We start from the raw sequence: 21,203 nt of genomic DNA on the forward strand, positions 1-21,203 counted from the left end.
AAATGATACATCATATTTTGCCACAGCAAAACACCCCAAACGTTAGATTTTTGGTCTAACTTTTGGGGTGCACATCAAAAAGGCATGACAGGATTTTTTTACTTATTTTCTTCTTTTACGACCAAGTCCAATCGCATTTTCCATTTTCTTTAACGTTTTATTAGCCACACGAGCCGCTTTTTCAGCACCGTGATCTAAAATGTCATCGAGCTCAGGAGACTTCAAGAAATGCTCGTAACGCTCTTGAATCGGAGCTAATTCATTCACAACAACCTCGGCAAGATCCGATTTGAAATCACCATAACCTTTGCCCTCATATTTGGCCTCAAGCGCCTTCACTGATTCGCCAGTCATCGCAGAATAAATCGCCAATAAGTTCGAAATGCCAGGCTTGTTCTCTTTATCAAACTGAACAATACCAGAAGAATCCGTCACGGCACTCTTAATTTTTTTCGTAATCACATTCGGCGGGTCCAACAAGAAAATCGCATTCTTTTTATTATCATCCGATTTACTCATTTTGCGCGTCGGATCTTGCAGCGCCATCACGCGCGCGCCTTGCTCAGGTACATAAATATCCGGAACAACGAATACATCCGCATCCTCATTTTTCTTATTAAAACGCTCCGCCAAATCGCGCGTCAACTCAATATGTTGCTTCTGATCATCGCCAACCGGCACCAAATCCGTTTGATACAGCAAAATATCCGCAGCCATCAAAGGCGGATAAGTCAACAGCCCAGCGCTCACACCAGCTTTACCAGTCGATTTATCCTTAAACTGCGTCATCCGCTCCAATTCACCAATATACACATTACATTGCAAAATCCAAGCCGCCTGCGCATGTGCCGGAACCTCCGATTGAATAAATAACGTTGACTTCTCTGGATCAAGCCCAACCGCCAAATAAAGCGCAGCAAGATTACGAATGCTTTGGCGTAACTTCAAGCGGTCTTGCGGAACCGTAATCGCATGCTCATCCACGATACAATAAAAACAGTTATAATCCTCCTGAAACTGTCCAAACTGCTTCAAAGCCCCGATATAGTTCCCTAAAGTTAAATCCCCACTCGGTTGAATCCCTGAAAAAATGGTCTTTTTCATCCTAATTTCCTCCTCCATAATCAACAAAAAAACGCCCATCCCAATCGTAAAAAATAGGGACGAACGTATATCCGCGGTACCACCCTAATAAGCTAGCTCTACAATCCGAATAAATCGGCGACAAGCGCTCGCATTCTGGGAGTTTGGCGGACTTCCGGTTCTCATGTACAGTCGTACACTCCGCTTCCGGGTTCCACCAAACTCCCAGAATACAAACGCTTTCGCTCGATTTGTGTAAAGCGCAATCTATAGCTTCCAACAAGAATATATGATTTTTTAACCAGAGTTAACGGTCTAACCCGTCATTTGCTACTTCCATATTCACAAATGATGCCAAAGAACCCATTCAAGCAAGGTCGCTATCTGTTTCCACCAACCACAGACTCTCTAAAAAACGTTACCCAGCCATACTATTTTCTTTGCTAACACATTTCAATTATATAACTCCATAATACCAAGGAATAAACACCGCGTCAATGTCTTAACTGTAGTAAATCGCGAGTGCAATAAAGCTCGTTGCAAGCACTGCCAGCGAACTGAGCAAGAGACTCACATAGCCGACATTCATCAATTCAGACAACGGCACATCCGCGAATTCACTTTCCTCTTCCCGACGCATTCTCCTCGTAATTTTGCGCATGCCGGTATGTATTAAATCAAAGAAACCAGACTGCATCACATAAAGTATTAGACCTACTACAAATACAATTGCTGCCACGATAAAGGAAACATTTATATAGTAAAGTAGCGAGATATTCCAGTAAAAAGAAAGCATCAGAAAGAATATCAAAATCTCCTGAATAACTGCAAAAATGATTACACGCTTGAGCAAATATGTCACCTTCCCATCAAAAATTCTACTCTAACTCTATCATAAAAACTGTCAAATGACCATCCAGTCCAGTGATATTTAGAATAAAAATTATATTACTTTAACACGTCAAAAGACCAACGCGCGCAAGGTATTTGCATTTATGTACAAAAATAAAAGTAATCAAATTTATAAAAACTACTTTATTTTTCTGAAAAAATAGTATATAGTGATTCTACACTCTAAAGAGGGAGAGGATTAAGTTATGAAGTTGAAAAAAAGTTGGGTATTACTATTGATGCTAACAATTATGTCCGCAGTACTTGTGGCATGTGGAGGCGGCGATAGCACAAAAGACGATGTCAGCACGTCAGGCAAGAAGACGGTTAATCTAATGGAATCCGCTGAAATTCCATCGATGGACTCTAAAAAAGGAACAGACGGTGTAAGTTTTACGGCTCAAAACACTGTTTTCGAAGGTTTGTACTACCTGGATAAAGACGATCAAGTACAGCCCGGCGTTGCAAAAGAAGATCCACAAATCAATGATGACCAAACTGTATACACAATCAAACTGCGCGACGATGCTAAATGGTCAGACGGCACGCCCGTGACAGCCAATGATTTCGTATATTCATGGAGAAAAATAGTAGATCCAAAAACGGCTGCAGAGTACGCTGTCATTTTCAGTGGCGTAGTAAAAAATGCTGCTAAAATAACAGCCGGCGAAATGAAGCCCGAAGAACTAGGCGTGAAAGCAATTGACGACACAACGCTTGAAGTAACGCTAGAGCAACCCGTTCCATATTTCCATTCGCTCCTAACATTCCCAACATTCTATCCGCAAAACGAGGAATATGTTGAGAAACAAGGCGCTGACTATGCAAAAGATAGCGACCACATGATTTACAACGGCCCATTCACGATGAAAGGCTGGACAAACACAAGCAAATCATGGTCTTACGAGAAAAACAGCAAATATTGGAACAAAGGCGACATCAAGCTAGACAAAATCAATCTACAAGTTATCAAAGATCCAGGAAGCGCTGTTAACCTTTACACAACAGGCAAACTAGACCGCGCAACACTTTCTGGTGACTACGCGAAACAAAAACAAAACGATGCAGACTTCACATCAAGTTTAGATGCATTTGTATATTTCTTGAAATTTAATCAAAAACTAGATGGCAAAGCGACTATTTTTGCGAATGAAAATGTTCGTAAAGCGATTGCCACTGTTATTAATAAAGAAACAATGGTAGACACAGTCCTTGCCAATGGTTCCGAACCAATCGACGGACTAGTACCATCGAAATTCACATTCAATCCAGTAACGAAAGAAGACTTCCGTAAAGAAAATGGCGATTTAGTAACATACGACAAAGCCAAAGCACAAGAATACTGGAAAAAAGCAAAACAAGAACTTGGTCAAGATAACATCACGATTGAATTCCTAGGCGATGACCAAGAGTTCAGCAAGAAAATGGCTGAGTACATCCAAAATGAATTAGAAACAAATCTAGACGGACTAAAAATCAACATTAAAACAGTCCCATACAAATCACGTTTGAAATTGGATGAGACACAACAATATGAATTACAACTAGCACGTTGGGGCCCAGACTACCAAGATCCATCCACATTCCTAGGCGTATTCGAAACAACAAGCAGCTACAACCGTTCTAGCTACTCCAACCCAGAGTATGACAAACTGTTAAAAGAAGCAGCAACAACACTAGCAACAAAACCAGAAGAACGCTGGAATGTACTACTTCAAGCCGAAAAAATCCTTATCGAACAAGACACAGCAATCGCACCACTTTACCAAAACGGTGTAGCAGCATTGCAAAATCCGAAGATGACAGGATTCGTGACGCATTTATTCGGTGCACCATATTCGTATCAATGGATCGATATTAAATAAAGTAAAGCAGACAGAAAGCGCGCTCCGAATTCAATTTTGGGGTGCCTTTCTTCTATATTAAAACTGGAAATGAAATCCTAAATAGCCCGAATATCTAACAAAGCTAGTGAAATTTTCTGTCATTAGAGAAATTGCTAGAAACGGCATATATTAAGGGTTTGTAAAGTTTTTTTAAAAGTTTATTTATTTTTTAGTGTATTTATGTAGACAGATGACGAAAAAAAGTATATAAATAAATATAATCCTACTAAATATTAGTGGATTGCTTTTCGAGTGATTTATACTTTCAAAATTAAAATTGTTTTCGAGTACATAGTGTGTTTGAAACAGTGAAGCTTTGGGGGATATTATTTTAATCGATTTATTTATTCAGAAAACTTAATAAAAGGGAAGAGTAAATTGTAAGATAGTTTAGCTAAATAATCTCATTCGCTCAAGTACATGCAAGAAAAGCGTTGCAATAGGCTAATTGGGTTATCTTGCGGAAATTTTGCAATAACTTATAACTTTCATCCTTGTTTTCGTGTATTTCGAAAAAATAATTTACAAAGCTTAAATTTTTAGAGTATAATAGTAATCGAAATGATTTTTCTGAAAAATAAAAAAGGGAGGTTTACTAATGAAAAAATCTAAATTGTTTTTAGTTTTAGGATTAACATTAGTACTAAGCTTAGTACTGGCAGCATGTGGAGGCGGAAGCGATTCCAAATCTAGTGGAGGCTCAAAGGATTCCAAGCAAGAATTAAACTTGATGGAGTCAGCTCTTATCCCATCAGCGGATAGTACAAAAGCAGATGATGCAGTTGGATTAAACGTAATTAACCAAACAAACGAAGGTCTGTACGCACTTGATAAAGATGGTGTAGCACAACCTGCAGGCGCTACTGAGAAAGCAACAGTAAGCGACGACAAAAAAGTTTATACATTCAAACTACGTGATGATGCAACATGGTCTAACGGTGACCCAGTGACAGCACAAGATTATGTGTATTCATGGCAACGTGCCGTTGATCCAAAAACAGCAGCAACTTATTCCTACTTATTTGATGGATTAGTTCAAAATGCTTCTGAGATCATTAAAGGTGAGAAAAAACCTTCTGAATTAGGCATTAAAGCAGTCGACGATAATACACTAGAAGTAACACTGGTTCAACCAGCAGCTTACTTCGATTCATTACTAGCATTCCCAACATTCTTCCCGCTTAACCAAAAGTTTGTTGAAAGTAAAGGTGACAAATACGCTTTAGATAGCGATAGCATCCTTTACAATGGACCATTCAAATTAACAGATTGGAATGGAACAGGAAAAACTTGGTCTTTCGTACCAAACGATAAATATTGGGACAAAGACAAAGTAAAACTTGATAAAATCAACGTACAAGTAGTACAAGATCCTGGAACTAGCGTTAACTTATACAACACGAACAAACTAGACAAGGCGTTACTATCGGCTGAATACGCTGTACAAAACAAAAATAAAGACGACTATGCTGTAGAAGAAGAATCTTCTGTATTCTACATTAAATTTAACCAAGAACGTAATGGTAAGAAAACACCATTAGCGAATAAAAACATCCGTAAAGCATTGGCATTATCTGTTGATAAACAAAGCTACGTGGATACAGTACTACAAAATGGTTCTATCCCAGCAAACGGTTTAGTTCCTAAGAAATTCACATTCGATCCTAAAGATAACAAAGACTATCGTGATGAAGTTGGCGATGTTGGCGTTTATAACTTAGACGAAGCGAAAAAAGCATGGACACAAGGCTTGAAAGAGCTAGGCGTTACTTCTCTAAACCTTGAGTTTACAAGTGATGATACTGAAAATGCGAAGAAATCAAGTGAATTCTTACAAAACCAATGGGAGAAAAACCTATCAGGTCTTAAAGTAACACTTAAAAACGTACCATTCAAAATCCGTTTAGCGAATGACCAAAAACAAGATTATGACTTCTCTCTAAGCGCTTGGGGTCCTGATTATCAAGATCCATCAACATTCTTGAACTTGTTCAGAACTGGTAACACACAAAACAGAATGAGCTATTCAAATGCCGCTTACGATAAAATTATCGACCAAGCAGCAGGACCACTTGCTGGTGATACACAAGCTCGTTGGGATGAAATGCTTAAAGCTGAACCAATTCTAATTGAAGAAGATTATGCTATTCAACCACTTTACCAACGTGCGAAAGCATTCTTGCAACAACCATACGTGAAAGATCTACAAAAAAATGCGTTTGGTCCAGACTATACGTTCAAAACAACGTATATTGACGGAAAATAAGTAAACGCATATCGATTTAAGAAATGCTTGACTGTAACCTGAGAGAGTATATTCTATATACTCTCTCTTTTAATGATGAATTAGGATGCGTACATATCCAAGTGATAACCACGCTGAAATTTCAGTTTATTATGTTTGCGTTTAGAATAATCACAATGAATTTTTAGATAACTTGATGTATTTTGGTTTTCAAAGAGTGTTCTTTTATAACCAAAGTGGATTCGAGAAATTAAAAAAACAATGAATTGAGAAAACAAAGCTCGCTATGGTTGCAGGCTTATGATAAAATAAGAAAATATTCTACAAAATAAATTTTTCGGGGGGTGTAGAGATGATTAAATATGGATTGAAACGGCTCTTATATATGGTTATTACAATGTTTATTATTGCAACGGTGACATTCATTTTAATGCAATATCTACCAGGTTCACCGTATAGAAACGAAGCTAAAATGACGCCAGAACAAATTCAGATTATGAACGACCAGTATGGACTAAATGATCCAGTACCAGTGCAATATCTTCGCTACATGGGAGACTTATTACAGGGGAATCTAGGGGTATCCTTCCAATTGGATAATCGACCTGTATCTGAAATACTAGGAAATCTGATTGGCCCATCGATTACAATCGCCGTGGAAGCCATTGTTTTCGGGCTACTATTCGGTATTATACTAGGGGTTATAGCGGCCATGTTCCAGAATAAGTGGCCGGATTACACCAGTACGTTTATTGCGATACTAGGGAAATCGATACCATCTTTCGTATTCGCCGCCATGCTACAATATTGGATTGGTGCCAAACTACAATGGTTACCAGTGGCTGGATGGGGAACCTTTGAATACACCATACTGCCAGCACTCGCGCTCGCCATGTTCCCACTCGCCACAGCGGCTCGTTTTATGAGGACAGAGCTTATCGATGTATTTGGTTCGGATTATGTGTTGCTTGCAAAAGCGAAAGGGAATAACCGTGTGGAAGTTGCTTGGAAACATGCGATTCGTAATGCACTGATTCCACTTATTACTGTTATCGGTCCATTAACTGTGGCCTTGATGACTGGTTCACTTGTTATTGAAAATATCTTTGGTATTCCAGGTATCGGAAGCCAGTTTGTTTCATCTATACAAACCAATGACTATCCTGTAATCATGGGAACTACGCTACTTTTCGCAGGTATGCTTGTTTTCGTTATTCTAGTGGTAGATATTCTTTACGGATTGATTGACCCTCGTATCCGTGTGTCGGGAGGTAAATAATTATGACAGAACCAAAAATTTCAAAAGAATTATTCCAACCCGCGCATATACAAGAATCAGAACATGAGAAAATTCTCCGTCCAAGTCTGACATTTATGCAAGATTCTTGGATTCGTATCAGAAAGAATAAAGCCGCATTAGTGAGTATTATCGTGTTGGCGCTTGTTGTCATCATGGCTTTTGTTGGACCGCTTATTTCTGGATACACGTACTCAGAACAAACAACGTCTAATGCCTCACTACCACCTAAAGTTCAAGGTTTTGATAATATGCCATTTTGGAATGGTAAGCAAAACATCGGTGGGGAAGAAGTAGATGTTTATAAACAAAAAAATGTACCTGAAGGAACGTACTATTGGTTTGGGACGGATACACTTGGCCGTGACCAATTTACACGTGTGTGGAAAGGTACGCAAATATCACTATTTATCGGTTTTGTAGCGGCATTCTTTGACTTACTTGTCGGAGTAACGTACGGTATGATCTCTGGTTATTCTGGTGGTCGTGTTGATAACTTCATGCAACGTATTTTGGAAGTTGCTTCGGCGATTCCAAACTTAGTTGTAGTTATCCTCATGTTGCTCGTCCTCGATCCCGGTATCATGTCCATTATCATTGCAATCGCGATGACTAGTTGGATAACGATGGCTCGGGTTGTACGTGGACAAGTTTTGAAATTGAAAGATCAAGAGTTTGTCTTAGCTTCTAAAACGCTTGGTGGTTCGACGCCGAGTATTTTATTCAAGCATTTGCTGCCCAACGTATCGGGTGTTATTATCATCAACGTTATGTTTAGTATTCCAAGTGCGATTTTCTTCGAGGCCTTCTTAGGATTTATCGGATTAGGTATTCCTGCACCACAGGCATCGCTTGGAACGCTTATCAGTGAAGGGTACAAGACGCTACAAGTATTGCCATATATGGTTCTTTATCCAACGCTCGTACTATGTATTATCATGATTGCATTTAACTTAATTGCTGACGGCTTACGTGATGCGTTTGATCCGAAAATGCGTGATTAAAGGTGAGGTGAGGAAAAATGGAAAAACTATTAGAAGTAAAAGACCTGCATATCTCGTTTCATACGTATGCTGGTGAAGTAAAAGCAATTCGTGGCGTGAGCTTTGATCTTATTAAAGGCGAGACGTTAGCCATCGTTGGTGAGTCTGGTTCGGGTAAATCCGTAACGACAAAGTCCATCATGCGCCTATTGCCTGAAAGCAACTCCAAAATTAAATCAGGAGAAATCCTATTTAACGGTATAGATATCGCGAAAGCATCTGAAAAACAAATGCAAAAAATTCGTGGTAAAGAAATTTCGATGATTTTCCAAGATCCGATGACCTCATTAAATCCAACAATGACCATCGGCAAACAAATTGCAGAACCGATCATCAAACACCAAAAAATCGGTAAAAAAGAGGCCTTGAAAACAGCGCTTCGGTTGCTTCAATTGGTTGGTATTCCAAATGCAGAAGAACGTTTAAAACAATATCCGCATCAGTTTTCGGGTGGTATGCGTCAACGTGTTGTTATCGCGATTTCGCTTGCTTGTAATCCGCAAATCCTGATTGCCGATGAGCCAACAACGGCCCTCGATGTTACGATTCAAGCGCAAATTTTGGACTTGATGAAAGATTTGCAGAAGAAGATTGATACGTCGATTATCTTCATTACACATGACCTTGGTGTTGTAGCGAATGTGGCGGATCGTGTAGCCGTTATGTATGGCGGTAAAATTGTTGAAATCGGAACTGTGGATGAGATTTTCTACAATCCGCAACATCCGTACACGTGGGGACTTATTAGTTCGATGCCAACGTTGGATACGGAAGAGGAAGAACTGTTTGTTATTCCTGGTACGCCTCCTGATTTGCTTGATCCTCCAAAAGGGGACGCTTTTGCGGCTCGTAATAGATACGCGATGCAAATCGATTTAGAACAAGAACCACCGATGTATAAAGTCTCTGACACGCATTATGCAGCCACTTGGTTATTGCATCCTGATGCACCAGAGGTTACGCCTCCTGATGCCGTATTACGTCGTCAAGAGCAATTTGCAACGGATCATCCCGGTATGCAAGCTGTTCACGCGAAGGGGGTTGAAGTAGATGGCTGAAAAACTACTCGAAATTAAGAATTTAAAGCAATATTTTAATAAAGGTAAAGCAAGCGAAGTCCGCGCTGTAGATGGTATTTCTTTTGACATCTATAAAGGGGAAACGCTTGGTCTTGTAGGCGAGTCTGGTTGTGGTAAATCGACAACTGGGCGTACGATTATCCGTCTATATGACGCAACCGATGGCGAAGTGCTTTACGATGGTGTCAATGTACATGGTCGTAAATCACGGACAGAAATGCATGAGTTCCGCCGCAAAATGCAAATGATTTTCCAAGATCCATATGCATCGTTAAATCCGCGTATGAAAGTCAAGGATATTATTGCAGAGGGTATTCGTATTCACGGCTTGGCAAAAACACCATCTGAGCTTACGAATCAAGTCTATGAATTGCTGGAGACGGTTGGTTTGAGCAAGGAACACGCTGGTCGTTATCCACATGAATTCTCTGGTGGTCAACGTCAACGTATCGGGATTGCTCGTGCGCTTGCTGTACAACCAGAATTCATCATTGCCGATGAGCCGATTTCTGCCTTGGACGTTTCGATTCAAGCACAAGTCGTCAATCTACTAAAACAATTGCAAAAAGAAAAAGGCCTGACATATCTGTTTATCGCGCATGATTTGTCGATGGTTAAATATATTAGTGATCGTATCGGCGTTATGTATTTCGGTAAATTGGTGGAATTGGCACCAGCTGACGACTTATATCGCGCACCATTACATGCGTATACGGAATCATTACTTTCTGCGATTCCACTACCTGATCCTAACTATGAGCGCACTCGTATCCGTAAAACATACGATCCAGCGATTCATAATTATACAGGAAATGAAGATTTACAGATGCGTGAAATCGCGCCAGGACATTTTGTGTATTGTTCCCCTGAAGAAGTAGCAACTTATCAGGAGAAACATGCCAAGTTGACTGCCGATGCTGCTGCAACTGTCGAATAATAATTTGGAGCCATCCTGGTTTTCGGGGTGGCTTTTCCAATGGCATTCTAACAAAATTCTCATCAAATTCTCATGTAAAGGCTTATATTTTCATCGGATTCTAGTTTTAAAGCGGTATAGTAAGGGTAACATACATATAACGAGCAACTTTCAATCTGTGTGAGTTGGATAACTTTTTTTGAAATAGTGTGTTGCTTTTTGCTATTTTGGTGTATAATGAAAGTAGGTCTTAAAAGAGATCGTTTCCAATAGATATATTGTTAGGAAATTCGTTACATTGAATGAAACAATAAACCAATAAGGAGTGTGAATGTCTAATGGTAACGTTATACACTTCACCAAGTTGCACGTCTTGTCGTAAGGCTCGTGCATGGCTAGAGGAACATGATATCCCGTACAAAGAGAGAAACATTTTCTCGGAGCCACTAAGTTTAGGCGAAATTAAAGAAATTTTACGAATGACAGAGGATGGTACGGATGAGATTATTTCCACACGTTCTAAGACATTCCAAAAATTAAATGTGGATTTAGATAGTTTACCGCTTCAAGAATTGTTTGAACTAATCCAAAAAAATCCAGGTTTGCTACGTCGCCCAATTATTATTGACGAGAAGCGTTTGCAAGTAGGCTATAACGAAGATGAAATTCGTCGTTTCCTACCACGTCGCGTTCGGACGTATCAATTGCGTGAAGCTCAAAAACTGGTTAATTAATCTTATTTGGACTACCAATGCTTTTTTAGGTATTGGTAGTTTTTTTGGAGCAGATTAGGGTTTTCATGGATTATTATCATAATTTTTTTATAAATATAGGCTTTTTTGAGGGAATTGGGAGTTTCTACTCTTGAATTCTGGGTAAATATAGGCTAAGATAGTATTCTTCAATCAAATAGTGGCTTTTAGCGAAATCAATTATTAGCCCTTTTTTTTGAATTAGGCTACAATGATACTAACAACAAATGAATTACCCTTCATTGTCAATGTTGAAGATGGAAGGGAGAGTGTGTGACGATGGAAATTGAACGTATTAATGAGAATACCATAAAGTTTTATATCTCTTATATGGATTTGGAAGAACGCGGTTTTAATCATGAAGAAATTTGGTATGACCGTGAGAAGAGCGAGGAGCTTTTCTGGGATATGATGGACGAACTTAAGTATGAAGACGAGTTCTCTCCTGATGGACCACTCTGGATTCAGGTACAGGCTTTGAAGCACGGTTTAGAAGTGCTAGTTACGAAGGCTAACCTAGGTAAAGGTGAATCTGGCTTTGAGATTAACATGGATCAAGCCGATGAGCTAGCCGAGGAACGTATTGAGAAACTGCTAGAAGAACATTTTACCCCTGCCAAGATTACGGAGGGCGGGGATGATGATACGTTAGAATTTATTTTGCAGTTCCGCGAATTTGAGGACTTGATTACCTTGTCTAAAGCGACTGGGCTTGATCAGTTATCAACGAAACTGTACCACTACAAAGATAACTATTATCTTTATGTGGAGTTTCCTGAAGCGAAATTTGATGAAAAAAACATTGACAATGTAGTCAGTATTTTATTAGAGTATGGCGATGAAACGAATTTAACGGGGTATGTCCTTGATGAATATGCCAAAGTTATTTTTGATGACCCTGCCTTGCCACAAGTAAAGAAATATTTTAACTAAAAAAGCTTTTTGGGCTCGATTTGCGCTGTGAAAAACACGTGAATCGAGTCTTTTTGCGTTTTTGGAAGAAGAGGGAGGAATTGCGGAAGATTGGGCGAATATAGTTAGTATACAGACCTAGAGAGGCAGTGAAAATTATGTTTACCGCAAAAGATCAGAATGGACGAGATGTTGTTGTAACACGGGGAAATGTGGCTTTTTTGAAAGCAAGAAGGGATCAATATACGTGTGGATGTTGCGCGGAACGGCTGATTTTGAAGGCTGGCGAGATTAATATGCCTCATTTTGCGCATCTGGCTTCCAGTAAGTGTCGATTTGCTTCAGAAGGTGAATCGGAGCGGCATTTGAGCGGAAAAAAGTATTTTTTGGAGTGGCTGATTTTGCAGGATCGTCAGGCGGATGTAGAAGTGTATCTACGCGATATAAAGCGACAGGCGGATATTCTTGTGGATGGGCGTACTGTGATCGAATATCAGTGTTCTACGGTGCCTGTGCAGGAGTTGCGGCAGAGAACCGAGGATTATCATATGGCGGGGCTTTGCGTGCACTGGATTCTAGGACAGGATATACGGATGCTGAAAGGGAGGTATTATTTAACGGCTTTTCAGCAGGCTTTTATTAAGCAAGCGCCGAATTTGGGGTATTATTTGATGCAGTATTTGCCGGAAGTGAATCGTTGGACGGTATTATATCATATTACGATGGATACGACGAATCGTTTTTATGCGCGGGCGATGACGTTTGATGGGCGTGTTGGGGTGAGCGTGATTAAGAAGGCGTTAGAACGGATTAAGTATGCGACTTTTTATGTGAAGCGGGATTTGGCATTTGGGAGGCAGAAACAGTGCTATTTTTATACGCGGTTTAAGAAGCAGAGTGGTTTTTTGAAGGATGTGTATGAGCAGGGGTATTATTTGCAGCATTTGCCGATGGAAGTTGGTGTTTCGTTGCCGATGCAATTTAGAGTGAAGACGCCGGCAATGGAATGGCAGTTTTATTTGTGGAACCTATTTTTCCGGACACTGGGGGTTGGAGATTCATTTGGGATGGCTAGTGTGCTACCGATTTTTGAGAAACAGGTTGTTCGGATGCCTTTGATTTGGGACGAGGATCGGGAGGGGCTTTGTTTAGCTTATTTGCAATTTCTTTGTAAGCAGGGAATTTTGCGTACAAATGCGGCTGATAGTTATACGATGATGCGGCAGATGACAGAATTGGTGAATGAGGAGGCGCGCTTTTTGGATGTTTGATTTTTGCAATTTTAATGGGATTAGCTCATAATGAATGAAAAAGTAATTATTGGAGGTATAGGATTTATGAGTGAGAATAAAGTAGCTGCATTGCCAACGCGGGAAGAAGTGCCAGTAAGTGCAACATGGGATTTAACGACGATTTTTAAAGATGATGCTGCGTGGGAGGCCGATTTTGCGCAGTTGAAGGATAAAGTGAAGGAAGGCAAGGCGTTTCAAGGTAAGCTTGGCGATAGCAGTGATAGTTTGTTGCAAGCGTTGCGTTATCGCGATGAATTGTATGATCGCTTAGGAAATCTGTATGTTTATGCGCATTTAAAGCAAGATCAGGACACGACAAATACGACATATCAGGGATTAAATAGTCGCGCGGGAAGCCTGTTGACGGAAGCTTCGGCGGCGATTTCTTATTTTGAACCAGAGATATTGGCGATAGATGAGGCGAAATTGAAGGGTTTTATCGCGGAGAATAAGGATTTGCAGCTGTACTCGCATTTGTTGGAAGAAGTGAATTTGAATCGTCCGTATGTGCTTTCTGAGAAGGAAGAGGCTTTGCTTGCTCAGGCGGGTGAGGTTTTAGGGAATGCTTCGCGGACGTATAGTATTTTAAATAATGCGGACATGAAGTTTCCAGTGATTGAGGATGAGAACGGCAATCAGGTGGAGATTACGCATGGTCGCTATGGCAAGATGATGGAAGGGAAGAATCGGGATGTTCGTAAAGCCGCGTTTAAAGGGATGTATAGTGCTTATGATGGCTTGAAGAACACGTTGGCAACGACATTAACGGGGCAAGTGAAGAAGGGGAATTTCTATGCGAAGGTGCATGGTTATGAGTCTGCGCGCCATGCAGCATTGTTTGGGAACCATATTCCGGAGGCTGTCTATGATTCGTTGGTAGAGGCTGTAAATGATCATTTGCCGCTATTACAGCGTTATGTCGGGCTTCGCAAAGAGTTGTTGAGTCTGGATGAATTGCGTATGTATGATATGTATACGCCGCTTTCAACGGATGTGCATTTAGCGTTTACGTATGAGGAAGCGAAGGATATTGTTTTGAATGGTTTGGCGCCGCTTGGAGAGGAATATCAAGCTATCTTGAAAGAGGCGTTTGATAATCGCTGGATTGATGTCGTGGAAAACAAAGGGAAACGTAGTGGGGCTTATTCTTCTGGCGCATATAGTACGAATCCGTATATTTTGATGAACTGGCAGGATACGATTGATAATGTGTTTACGTTGGCGCATGAGTTAGGCCATAGTGTGCATAGTTATTATACGCGCAAAAATCAGCCGTTTGTTTATGGGGATTATTCGATATTCTTGGCCGAGGTGGCTTCGACAACGAATGAGAATTTATTGACGGATTATATGTTGAAGAAATATGATGATCCGAAAGTGCGTGCGTATTTATTGAATCATTATTTGGATGGATTTAAAGGAACGGTATTCCGCCAAACGCAATTTGCTGAATTTGAGCATTTTATTTATCAAGCAGATCAGAAAGGCGAGGCTTTGACGGCGGAGTTCTTGACGGAGAATTATTTTGCGATGAATGAGAAATATTATGGCAGTGAGATTGTGTATGATGAGGAGATTGGGCTTGAATGGTCACGTATTCCGCATTTTTATATGAATTATTATGTGTTCCAATATGCAACAGGATTTAGTGCAGCATCGGCGCTTAGTGATCGTATTTTGCATGGTGGTGCTGAGGCTGTTGAGAAATATCGGGCTTTCTTGAAAGCAGGAAGTTCTGATTTTCCGATTGAAGTGTTGAAAAAAGCTGGTGTGGATATGACGACGGCTAAGCCAGTGACGGATGCGTTGAAGGTATTTGAGCAACGGTTGAATGAGCTGGAGAAGTTGGTTAAATAGTACTTGTTTGTGAAAATTAGCAGATTTAGAAAATAAATTTATATTTTTATTAGTGATAAAGTAGGGTTCTTAAATGAGAATCCTATTTTATTATTTATGACATAGAAAACCTTATTTTGTTATTTAATTGGTTTTAGGGTGAGGAAAACGCGGGTTTTATGGGGAATTTATGTAGATATGCGAGTTATTCTTTATTAATGTCTATTTTTATTTGCGAATGAGGATTATCTGGATGGAAATGAAAAGAGGTATTATAAAAATAAAGTTTGTGAAATGTTGAATTATTGATTTAGATGTGGTATATTATTGACGTGAAATAAATCACAATACAAATACCCCCTTTATTTGATTGTGTGAATTTCTCCTTTTGATTGCGCTGAGAAAAGCCGTGGCCTTGTGTCGCGGCTTTTTTCGATTTTAAAGAAGCAAAAATCCAGAGTTGCTCTATTTTTGAGAGGACTCTGGATTTTTTTGTTAGCCTATTCCTGAGAGGGTTTGGATGATTAGCTGGATGTTGAGGATGCTCAGGACAACGGTTATGACCCATGCTAGAATCGTGACCCATAGGTGGTTTTTGAAATCGCCCATTAGTTTTTTGCTGCTGGTGAAGATGGTGAGTGGGATCATGGAGAATGGTAGGGCGATACTTAGGAATACTTGGGTGTAGATTAGGAGTTGCTCGACTGCGTTTTCTTGGTCGCCGTATATTACAATGCAGATGATGACTGGGATGATGGCGAGTACTCGTGTGATAAGTCGGCGAATCCAGACGGGTAGTTTCATATGGATGAAGCCTTCCATGACGATTTGACCGGTTAGTGTGCCTGTGATCGTGGCGTTTTGTCCGGATGCGAGTAGGGCGACAGCGAAGAGTACGCTGAGGACGGGACTCGCGATGGCGCCAACGATGGCGTTATTTTGTAAGGCGTCGTAGAGTTGTGTGAATTGGCCTAGGTTGCTGGTGTCTTGACCGAAGAATAGGGCCGCGCCGAGTATGAGTAGTAGGCAGTTGACGACGAATGCTGCGGTTAGCTGGATGTTGGAGTCGATGGTCGAAAACTTGATGGCTTCTTTGAGTGATTTTTTGTCGTTGCGGTCGTATTTTCTGGCTTGGACAATGGATGAGTGTAAGTATAGGTTATGCGGCATAACGGTCGCGCCGATGATACCGAGTGCTAGGAATAGTGCGCCTTTGTCTGTGATGACTTGTTTTTGTGGGATGAAGCCGCCGAGCATGTCGGACATGTTTGGATCGGATAGGATGACTTCGTATAGAAAAATCACAAGAACGGTGATGATGAGCGTGACGACGATGGCTTCGATTTTTCGGAAGCCGAATTTGGCTAGTACGAGAAGTAGGAAGACGTCAAGCACGGTGATGATGACGCCGAGTATGAGTGGTATGCCAAATAGCAGGTTTAGGGCTACGGCGCTACCGATGACTTCGGCGATATCCGTGGCCATGATGGCGAGTTCGGCTACGATCCACAGGGCAAAGCCGCCTTTTTTTCCGGTTTTTAAACGGGTGGCTTGGGCTAGGTCAAGGCCGGTGACGATGCCGAGTCTTGCGCACATGCTTTGTAGTAACATGGCGATGAGGCTGGACATCAGGATGACGCTTAGTAGCAGATAGCCGTATTGTGAACCGCCTTGGATGGATGTGATCCAGTTACCGGGATCCATGTAACCAACTGCGACGAGTGCGCCGGGGCCTGAGTAGGCGATGAGTTTACGCCAGAATCCGCCGTTTTTGGGGATGCTGACACTATTATTTATTTCTCCCAAACTTGAACCGTTGGGTGGGGTATGTTGGATTATTTTTTGTTTTTCTTTTTTATCAGTCATAGTCAAAATCCTCTCAATGTTTCCTTCGTGCAACAAATTTAGTTTAATGCAGATAGAGGGATTTTGCAAGTGTTATGCTGTATTTTGGGAAAAAGAAAAAGTTACCATGATGGGATGGTCTTTTTTAGAGATACATGAGTTTTTCAAATCTTGCTTTTATTTTTTTAGTGGGTTATTTTTTCAGGGGGAACGCGGTATAATGGGGTATGGATAAGTGGAAGGGGCTGGCGGAATTGGTGACGGTGGAGCAGTGGCGTGCGATTTGTGAAAATGATGCGGGGTATGACGGGCAGTTTTTTTATGCGGTGAGTACGACGCGGATTTTTTGTCGGCCTTCGTGTAAGTCGAGGACGCCGAAGCTTGAGAATGTGCGGGTGTTTTTGTGTGCGGAGGATGCTATGGATGCGGGGTTCAGGCCTTGTAAGCGGTGCAAGTCAGGTGGCGTGAGGTTGCCGGATGAAGATTGGGTGGCGCAGATTGAGGCTTATATTGGTGAGCATTATCGGGAGCATTTGACGCTTTCGAGGATTGCGGATGGGTGTCATGGCAGTGCGTATCATCTGCATCGGGTTTTTAAGGCGCAGACGGGGATGACACCGCTCGATTTTGTGCATGAGGTGCGGATTCGGGAGGCGTGTGTGTTGCTGGAGACGACGGAGATGCGGGTGATGGAGATTGGTGCTGCGGTTGGGATGCCGAATGCGGCGCAGTTTGCGACGTTGTTTAAGCGGACGCGGGGCGTGACGCCGAGTGGGTATCGGAAAAATTGGAAGGAGTTGCATGTGTGATGACGCGGATTTTTTATGATCGGTTGCAGGTGGCCGGGATGGCGTTTTATATTGGGGTCAGCGAGCGTGGATTGGCGTTTGTTGGCTCGGATGGGGCAGATATAGCTGAGTTGGAAAAGTGGGGCGAGCGGGTTCGCGTGGATTTGACGGTGGATGAGATGCGGGTGAAGCCTTATGCGGACGGGATTGCGGCGTACTTGACGGGGGCGCGACGGGATTTTGATTTGCCGCTGGATATTGCGGGGACGCCTTTTCAGGAGGCAGTTTGGCAGGCGCTAGTCGCGATTCCTTATGGGGAGACGAGGACGTATTCGGAGATTGCAAGTGAGATTGGGAAACCACAAGCGGTGCGGGCAGTTGGGACGGCGATTGGGGCGAATCCAGTTTTGATGGTGGTTCCGTGTCATCGCGTGATTGGGAAAAATGGAAAAATAACGGGGTACCGTGGTGGTGTCGCGATGAAGGAACGGTTGTTGCGATTAGAGGCCTAGCCTTGCCAAAAACAGTTTTTCAAGCGGACGTTACCATTTGGCGTGAAGGGGATGCCTTCTGCTTTTAGTAGGTCGTATTGGGCGGACCAGCCTGGAACGAGGCGGCCTTGGGAGTTGACGACGCGGTGGCTCGGGATGCTGGCGTCACTTGGCGTTAGGCGCATGGCTTGGCCGACAAGACGCGAATTTTTAGGGCGACCGAGCATGTACGCGATTTGACCGTATGTTGTGACTTTTCCGCGTGGGATTTGGCGGACGAGATTATAGATGTCTTGCTGAAATTCGTCGTGTTGCATCATGAGTTTCCTCCTATTATATGTAGTAAAAGAGAGCAATGATGGAAGCTGCTCTCTTTTTTTTGCGTGCTAATTAGCGATTTTGGATAACTTCGGTTTTGTAGCCGTCTGGATCCATCACGAAGAAATACGATGGTTTTGTTCCTGGTAGGCCTTTTAAGTCGGTGATGCTGTAGCCGGCTTTTTCGAATTTTTCGTGTGTTGCAGATAGATCATCGACGCCAACTGCGAGGTGTCCGTAGCCGTTTCCAAGATCGTAGGCTTCTGCGTCGTAGTTGTAAGTCAGTTCCAATTCGAATCCGCCTTCTTCAAATGCAAGGTAGACGAGTGTGAATTTGTGGTCTGGGAAGTCTTTGCGACGTGTTTCTTTCAGGCCAAATGCTTCGGTGTAGAAAGCTAGCGATTTGTCTAAGTCCTTGACGCGAATACACGTATGTAGCATTTTAATACTCATGATAAAATTCCTCCTAAATAGCGATTTTCTCTCGTTTTCATTGTAGTATATTCGGGCATTGATTACAAATTTTGTTGTTTGTAGGAGTCGATGATGACGTTTATAAATGCGCCGAGTAGTAGGATAATCGAGACGAAGTAGAGCCAGAGCATGATGACGATCATGATGCTGAGGCTGCCGAAACCGAGAATTTTATCGCCTTGAAAACTGACGTACGCGGAAAGTAGTTCGGTTGCAGCGAGCCAGCCGATTGTGGCGAATAGGGCACCGATGACGCTTTTTCTGATTTTCCATTTGACGTTTGGAACGAGCCAGTAAATGATGAGGAACAAGATGAATAGAAAAATTGGCGTGATGAACCATTTTGCGGCGCCTAAATCGGCGAGGGCATCAAGCTTCAGGTCGAATTGGTCTTGTAGGAAAGTCACGATTTGTTCGCCAAATGCGAAGATAAAGACGACAGCGCCGAGAATCACGATAATAAGTAGCATCATAAGGAAAGACATGATGCGGGTCACGATGAAATTTTTGCGGTCGGGGGCCTGGTAGACGATGTTTAGCACTTCTTGTAGGGCGCTGAAACATTTCGAAGCGGACCAAATTGCAGTGATTAGACCGAGTGAGATGGCGGTGCTGCTTGCATTGGTGAGCATGCTTTCGATGACGGGGTGCAGGATATCGTATACTTCTGGTGGCATGAATGTTTGGAGTGTGGTGTAGACCTCCTCTTTTGGAATTGGCAGGAGTGGTATCAGATTGCCGAATACGAGCATCATTGGGAGAATGGATAGTAATATGTAAAAGGTGAGCTGGGCGGCGTGGGAGGTGATTCGGGCGCTTTTCCAGTTTGTTTTGGCGAGTTCTCCTACTTGTTTTAGTTTGGCTTTTGTTTGGTTTTTTAGTGGCATGTGTGTTACATCCTTTCGTGAAATGGATTTCTGACATTTAATTAATTATTTTGGTTGTAGCATAATTCTCTGCATAGTCACAATACCCCTGAGCCTATAAATAAAACAAAGATGAATCGCATGAGTGAAAAGCCACCTAGTAACATTTGTTACTGATATTTTGTGTTTTTTTATACTTATTTTTAAAAATATCCTATAAAAATGACGGTTTAGACATAAAAATGACATAAAATAAATGCTTTAATAGCAGTCGTTTTGATGATGATTTACAAAATTACAAATTAAAAATAGATATCTGGTGACTTTCCTATATGCAAATTACGATTTTTTAAGTGTATAACGTCAAAAAATTATACTTTATGCTAAGTAAGTAGTTCAAATAAAAGGGAGGCGTCCTATGGATTTTCTTGCTGTGCACAGTTTGTTACTTAGGGAACCTAACTTGCTGTTACCGTTACTAGACTTGTCAAATATAAACAGAAGAGATTCTGAGCTTTACCAAAATAAGATTCTCGATAATCATCAACATCTTGTTTTGTCGGATTCCGGTAAATTAATTCATATAGTAAAAGGGAAGCTATTGCAACAAATCAACAATGCGGGTCAAAAAAAACAAACCGTGAATGCTATTTGGATGGAGAATGATTTTATTTTTCATAATGTTTTTCACAATGATGAGTATGAATACGTTGCGCTTGGTTCTGTAGAATTGGCAGTTTACGACGCGAAAACGGTACTTCAGGAACTTTCTCAGCAGCCATTTTTCCCGGATTTGCTTATCGATATTTTGAAGCGCCAAGAGTTTCATTTTTATCGGTATGCGCATATGTTGACCCAAAGTACGCAGGAACGGGTCATCGATATGATTAAACTGCTGTCTAAAAAGGGCGATACGGGATATCACATACCTAAAATGGTGAATTATTTATTACTTTCTAAATGTTGCCAAATATCACCGCATACAGCCAAAAAAGTAGTGAGTGAGCTAGAGTTAGACGGGAAAATTATTGTTGATCGAGGACAATCTATTTTAGTATATGATTCTGATGATTCGGGTTTATAAGTTAATCCCGCCCATGAAAAAACTTAAATCTGACATGGAGAACTACATGGGAATACTACTGATGGATTCAAGTGAACGCTTTTGAATTCAGTTTAAAAAGTAGTT

At 41.4% G+C, this 21,203-nt stretch carries 19 protein-coding genes and 1 other annotated feature; of the genes, 13 read left to right on the top strand and 6 right to left on the bottom strand.

Going from position 1 to position 21,203, the window contains the following annotated elements:
- Positions 1 to 102: 102 nt before the first annotated feature.
- A complete protein-coding gene (gene trpS, locus EP58_RS15820) occupies positions 103 to 1,104 on the bottom strand; it encodes a tryptophan--tRNA ligase (RefSeq protein ID WP_036094813.1) in 1,002 nt (333 codons plus the stop codon).
- A 52-nt stretch (positions 1,105 to 1,156) separates the two neighbouring features.
- Positions 1,157 to 1,537: a binding site (T-box leader), on the bottom strand.
- Between the two features lie 48 nt (positions 1,538 to 1,585).
- Positions 1,586 to 1,936, bottom strand: coding sequence for a DUF3899 domain-containing protein (locus EP58_RS15825; protein WP_036094814.1), 351 nt, complete (start codon positions 1,934 to 1,936; stop codon positions 1,586 to 1,588).
- Between the two features lie 244 nt (positions 1,937 to 2,180).
- On the opposite strand from EP58_RS15825, the gene EP58_RS15830 reads away from it, so the two are divergent.
- The 10 genes from EP58_RS15830 (at position 2,181) to pepF (ending at position 15,253) form a co-directional block, all read left to right on the top strand.
- Entirely contained in the window at positions 2,181 to 3,839 is a 1,659-nt protein-coding gene (locus EP58_RS15830; protein ID WP_036094815.1) for a peptide ABC transporter substrate-binding protein, read from the top strand.
- 619 nt (positions 3,840 to 4,458) lie between these two features.
- Positions 4,459 to 6,126 (top strand): peptide ABC transporter substrate-binding protein, encoded by a 1,668-nt coding sequence (locus EP58_RS15835; protein ID WP_036094816.1) that lies wholly within the window; start codon positions 4,459 to 4,461, stop codon positions 6,124 to 6,126.
- A gap of 331 nt (positions 6,127 to 6,457) precedes the next feature.
- Positions 6,458 to 7,384: an oligopeptide ABC transporter permease gene (opp3b, locus tag EP58_RS15840; RefSeq protein WP_036094817.1), complete on the top strand. Its 927-nt coding sequence runs from the start codon at positions 6,458 to 6,460 to the stop codon at positions 7,382 to 7,384.
- A 2-nt stretch (positions 7,385 to 7,386) separates the two neighbouring features.
- Positions 7,387 to 8,406: an oligopeptide ABC transporter permease gene (opp3C, locus tag EP58_RS15845; RefSeq protein WP_036094818.1), complete on the top strand. Its 1,020-nt coding sequence runs from the start codon at positions 7,387 to 7,389 to the stop codon at positions 8,404 to 8,406.
- Positions 8,407 to 8,423: 17 nt separating this feature from the next.
- Positions 8,424 to 9,503 (top strand): ABC transporter ATP-binding protein, encoded by a 1,080-nt coding sequence (locus tag EP58_RS15850; RefSeq protein WP_036094819.1) that lies wholly within the window; start codon positions 8,424 to 8,426, stop codon positions 9,501 to 9,503.
- Positions 9,496 to 10,461 (top strand): ABC transporter ATP-binding protein, encoded by a 966-nt coding sequence (locus EP58_RS15855; RefSeq protein WP_036094821.1) that lies wholly within the window; start codon positions 9,496 to 9,498, stop codon positions 10,459 to 10,461. The genes EP58_RS15850 and EP58_RS15855 overlap by 8 nt, the downstream gene beginning before the upstream one ends.
- A gap of 317 nt (positions 10,462 to 10,778) precedes the next feature.
- A complete protein-coding gene (spxA, locus tag EP58_RS15860) occupies positions 10,779 to 11,174 on the top strand; it encodes a transcriptional regulator SpxA (RefSeq protein ID WP_036059428.1) in 396 nt (131 codons plus the stop codon).
- A gap of 297 nt (positions 11,175 to 11,471) precedes the next feature.
- Positions 11,472 to 12,125, top strand: a complete 654-nt coding sequence (gene mecA / locus EP58_RS15865; RefSeq protein ID WP_036094822.1) for an adaptor protein MecA — start codon at positions 11,472 to 11,474, stop codon at positions 12,123 to 12,125.
- Between the two features lie 137 nt (positions 12,126 to 12,262).
- Positions 12,263 to 13,375 (top strand): competence protein CoiA family protein, encoded by a 1,113-nt coding sequence (locus EP58_RS15870; protein WP_052171481.1) that lies wholly within the window; start codon positions 12,263 to 12,265, stop codon positions 13,373 to 13,375.
- 66 nt (positions 13,376 to 13,441) lie between these two features.
- A complete protein-coding gene (gene pepF / locus EP58_RS15875; protein WP_036094826.1) occupies positions 13,442 to 15,253 on the top strand; it encodes an oligoendopeptidase F in 1,812 nt (603 codons plus the stop codon).
- A 474-nt stretch (positions 15,254 to 15,727) separates the two neighbouring features.
- On the opposite strand, the gene EP58_RS15880 is transcribed toward pepF, so the two are convergent.
- On the bottom strand, positions 15,728 to 17,098 hold the full coding sequence (locus tag EP58_RS15880; RefSeq protein WP_036094827.1) for an Nramp family divalent metal transporter: 1,371 nt from the start codon (positions 17,096 to 17,098) through the stop codon (positions 15,728 to 15,730).
- Positions 17,099 to 17,304: 206 nt separating this feature from the next.
- On the opposite strand from EP58_RS15880, the gene EP58_RS15885 reads away from it, so the two are divergent.
- On the top strand, positions 17,305 to 17,886 hold the full coding sequence (locus EP58_RS15885) for a bifunctional transcriptional activator/DNA repair enzyme AdaA (RefSeq protein ID WP_036094829.1): 582 nt from the start codon (positions 17,305 to 17,307) through the stop codon (positions 17,884 to 17,886).
- Positions 17,886 to 18,377, top strand: a complete 492-nt coding sequence (locus EP58_RS15890; protein WP_036094832.1) for a methylated-DNA--[protein]-cysteine S-methyltransferase — start codon at positions 17,886 to 17,888, stop codon at positions 18,375 to 18,377. Before EP58_RS15885 ends, EP58_RS15890 begins: the two co-directional genes overlap by 1 nt.
- On the opposite strand, the gene EP58_RS15895 is transcribed toward EP58_RS15890, so the two are convergent.
- The 3 genes from EP58_RS15895 to EP58_RS15905 all read right to left on the bottom strand — a co-directional run bounded on the left by EP58_RS15895 (position 18,374) and on the right by EP58_RS15905 (position 20,035).
- Positions 18,374 to 18,673, bottom strand: a complete 300-nt coding sequence (locus tag EP58_RS15895) for an MGMT family protein (RefSeq protein ID WP_036094960.1) — start codon at positions 18,671 to 18,673, stop codon at positions 18,374 to 18,376. The genes EP58_RS15890 and EP58_RS15895 overlap by 4 nt on opposite strands.
- 73 nt (positions 18,674 to 18,746) lie before the next feature.
- The gene (gene gloA, locus EP58_RS15900; RefSeq protein ID WP_036094835.1) at positions 18,747 to 19,127 is read right to left on the bottom strand and encodes a lactoylglutathione lyase; all 381 of its coding nucleotides are present in this window, start codon (positions 19,125 to 19,127) and stop codon (positions 18,747 to 18,749) included.
- A 62-nt stretch (positions 19,128 to 19,189) separates the two neighbouring features.
- Positions 19,190 to 20,035, bottom strand: a complete 846-nt coding sequence (locus EP58_RS15905) for a YihY/virulence factor BrkB family protein (protein ID WP_052171482.1) — start codon at positions 20,033 to 20,035, stop codon at positions 19,190 to 19,192.
- Between the two features lie 397 nt (positions 20,036 to 20,432).
- Here EP58_RS15905 and EP58_RS15910 point away from each other — a divergent pair, with 397 nt between their 5' ends.
- Entirely contained in the window at positions 20,433 to 21,098 is a 666-nt protein-coding gene (locus EP58_RS15910) for a cyclic nucleotide-binding domain-containing protein (RefSeq protein WP_036094837.1), read from the top strand.
- Positions 21,099 to 21,203 lie beyond the last annotated feature (105 nt).

The organism is Paenilisteria newyorkensis, from assembly GCF_000766145.1.
GTDB classification, from domain to species: domain Bacteria; phylum Bacillota; class Bacilli; order Lactobacillales; family Listeriaceae; genus Listeria_A; species Listeria_A newyorkensis.

Excerpts from the sequence above, each read along its gene's own strand:
- gloA (WP_036094835.1), bottom strand. The coding sequence starts at position 19,127 with ATGAGTATTAAAATGCTACATACGTGTATTCGCGTCAAGGACTTAGAC.
- mecA (WP_036094822.1), top strand. The coding sequence starts at position 11,472 with ATGGAAATTGAACGTATTAATGAGAATACCATAAAGTTTTATATCTCT.
- spxA (WP_036059428.1), top strand. The coding sequence starts at position 10,779 with ATGGTAACGTTATACACTTCACCAAGTTGCACGTCTTGTCGTAAGGCT.
- EP58_RS15895 (WP_036094960.1), bottom strand. The coding sequence starts at position 18,673 with ATGCAACACGACGAATTTCAGCAAGACATCTATAATCTCGTCCGCCAA.
- EP58_RS15890 (WP_036094832.1), top strand. The coding sequence starts at position 17,886 with ATGACGCGGATTTTTTATGATCGGTTGCAGGTGGCCGGGATGGCGTTT.
- EP58_RS15850 (WP_036094819.1), top strand. The coding sequence starts at position 8,424 with ATGGAAAAACTATTAGAAGTAAAAGACCTGCATATCTCGTTTCATACG.
- EP58_RS15885 (WP_036094829.1), top strand. The coding sequence starts at position 17,305 with ATGGATAAGTGGAAGGGGCTGGCGGAATTGGTGACGGTGGAGCAGTGG.
- opp3C (WP_036094818.1), top strand. The coding sequence starts at position 7,387 with ATGACAGAACCAAAAATTTCAAAAGAATTATTCCAACCCGCGCATATA.
- pepF (WP_036094826.1), top strand. The coding sequence starts at position 13,442 with ATGAGTGAGAATAAAGTAGCTGCATTGCCAACGCGGGAAGAAGTGCCA.
- EP58_RS15870 (WP_052171481.1), top strand. The coding sequence starts at position 12,263 with ATGTTTACCGCAAAAGATCAGAATGGACGAGATGTTGTTGTAACACGG.
- EP58_RS15880 (WP_036094827.1), bottom strand. The coding sequence starts at position 17,098 with ATGACTGATAAAAAAGAAAAACAAAAAATAATCCAACATACCCCACCC.
- opp3b (WP_036094817.1), top strand. The coding sequence starts at position 6,458 with ATGATTAAATATGGATTGAAACGGCTCTTATATATGGTTATTACAATG.
- EP58_RS15855 (WP_036094821.1), top strand. The coding sequence starts at position 9,496 with ATGGCTGAAAAACTACTCGAAATTAAGAATTTAAAGCAATATTTTAAT.
- EP58_RS15830 (WP_036094815.1), top strand. The coding sequence starts at position 2,181 with ATGAAGTTGAAAAAAAGTTGGGTATTACTATTGATGCTAACAATTATG.
- EP58_RS15835 (WP_036094816.1), top strand. The coding sequence starts at position 4,459 with ATGAAAAAATCTAAATTGTTTTTAGTTTTAGGATTAACATTAGTACTA.
- EP58_RS15905 (WP_052171482.1), bottom strand. The coding sequence starts at position 20,035 with ATGCCACTAAAAAACCAAACAAAAGCCAAACTAAAACAAGTAGGAGAA.
- trpS (WP_036094813.1), bottom strand. The coding sequence starts at position 1,104 with ATGAAAAAGACCATTTTTTCAGGGATTCAACCGAGTGGGGATTTAACT.
- EP58_RS15910 (WP_036094837.1), top strand. The coding sequence starts at position 20,433 with ATGGATTTTCTTGCTGTGCACAGTTTGTTACTTAGGGAACCTAACTTG.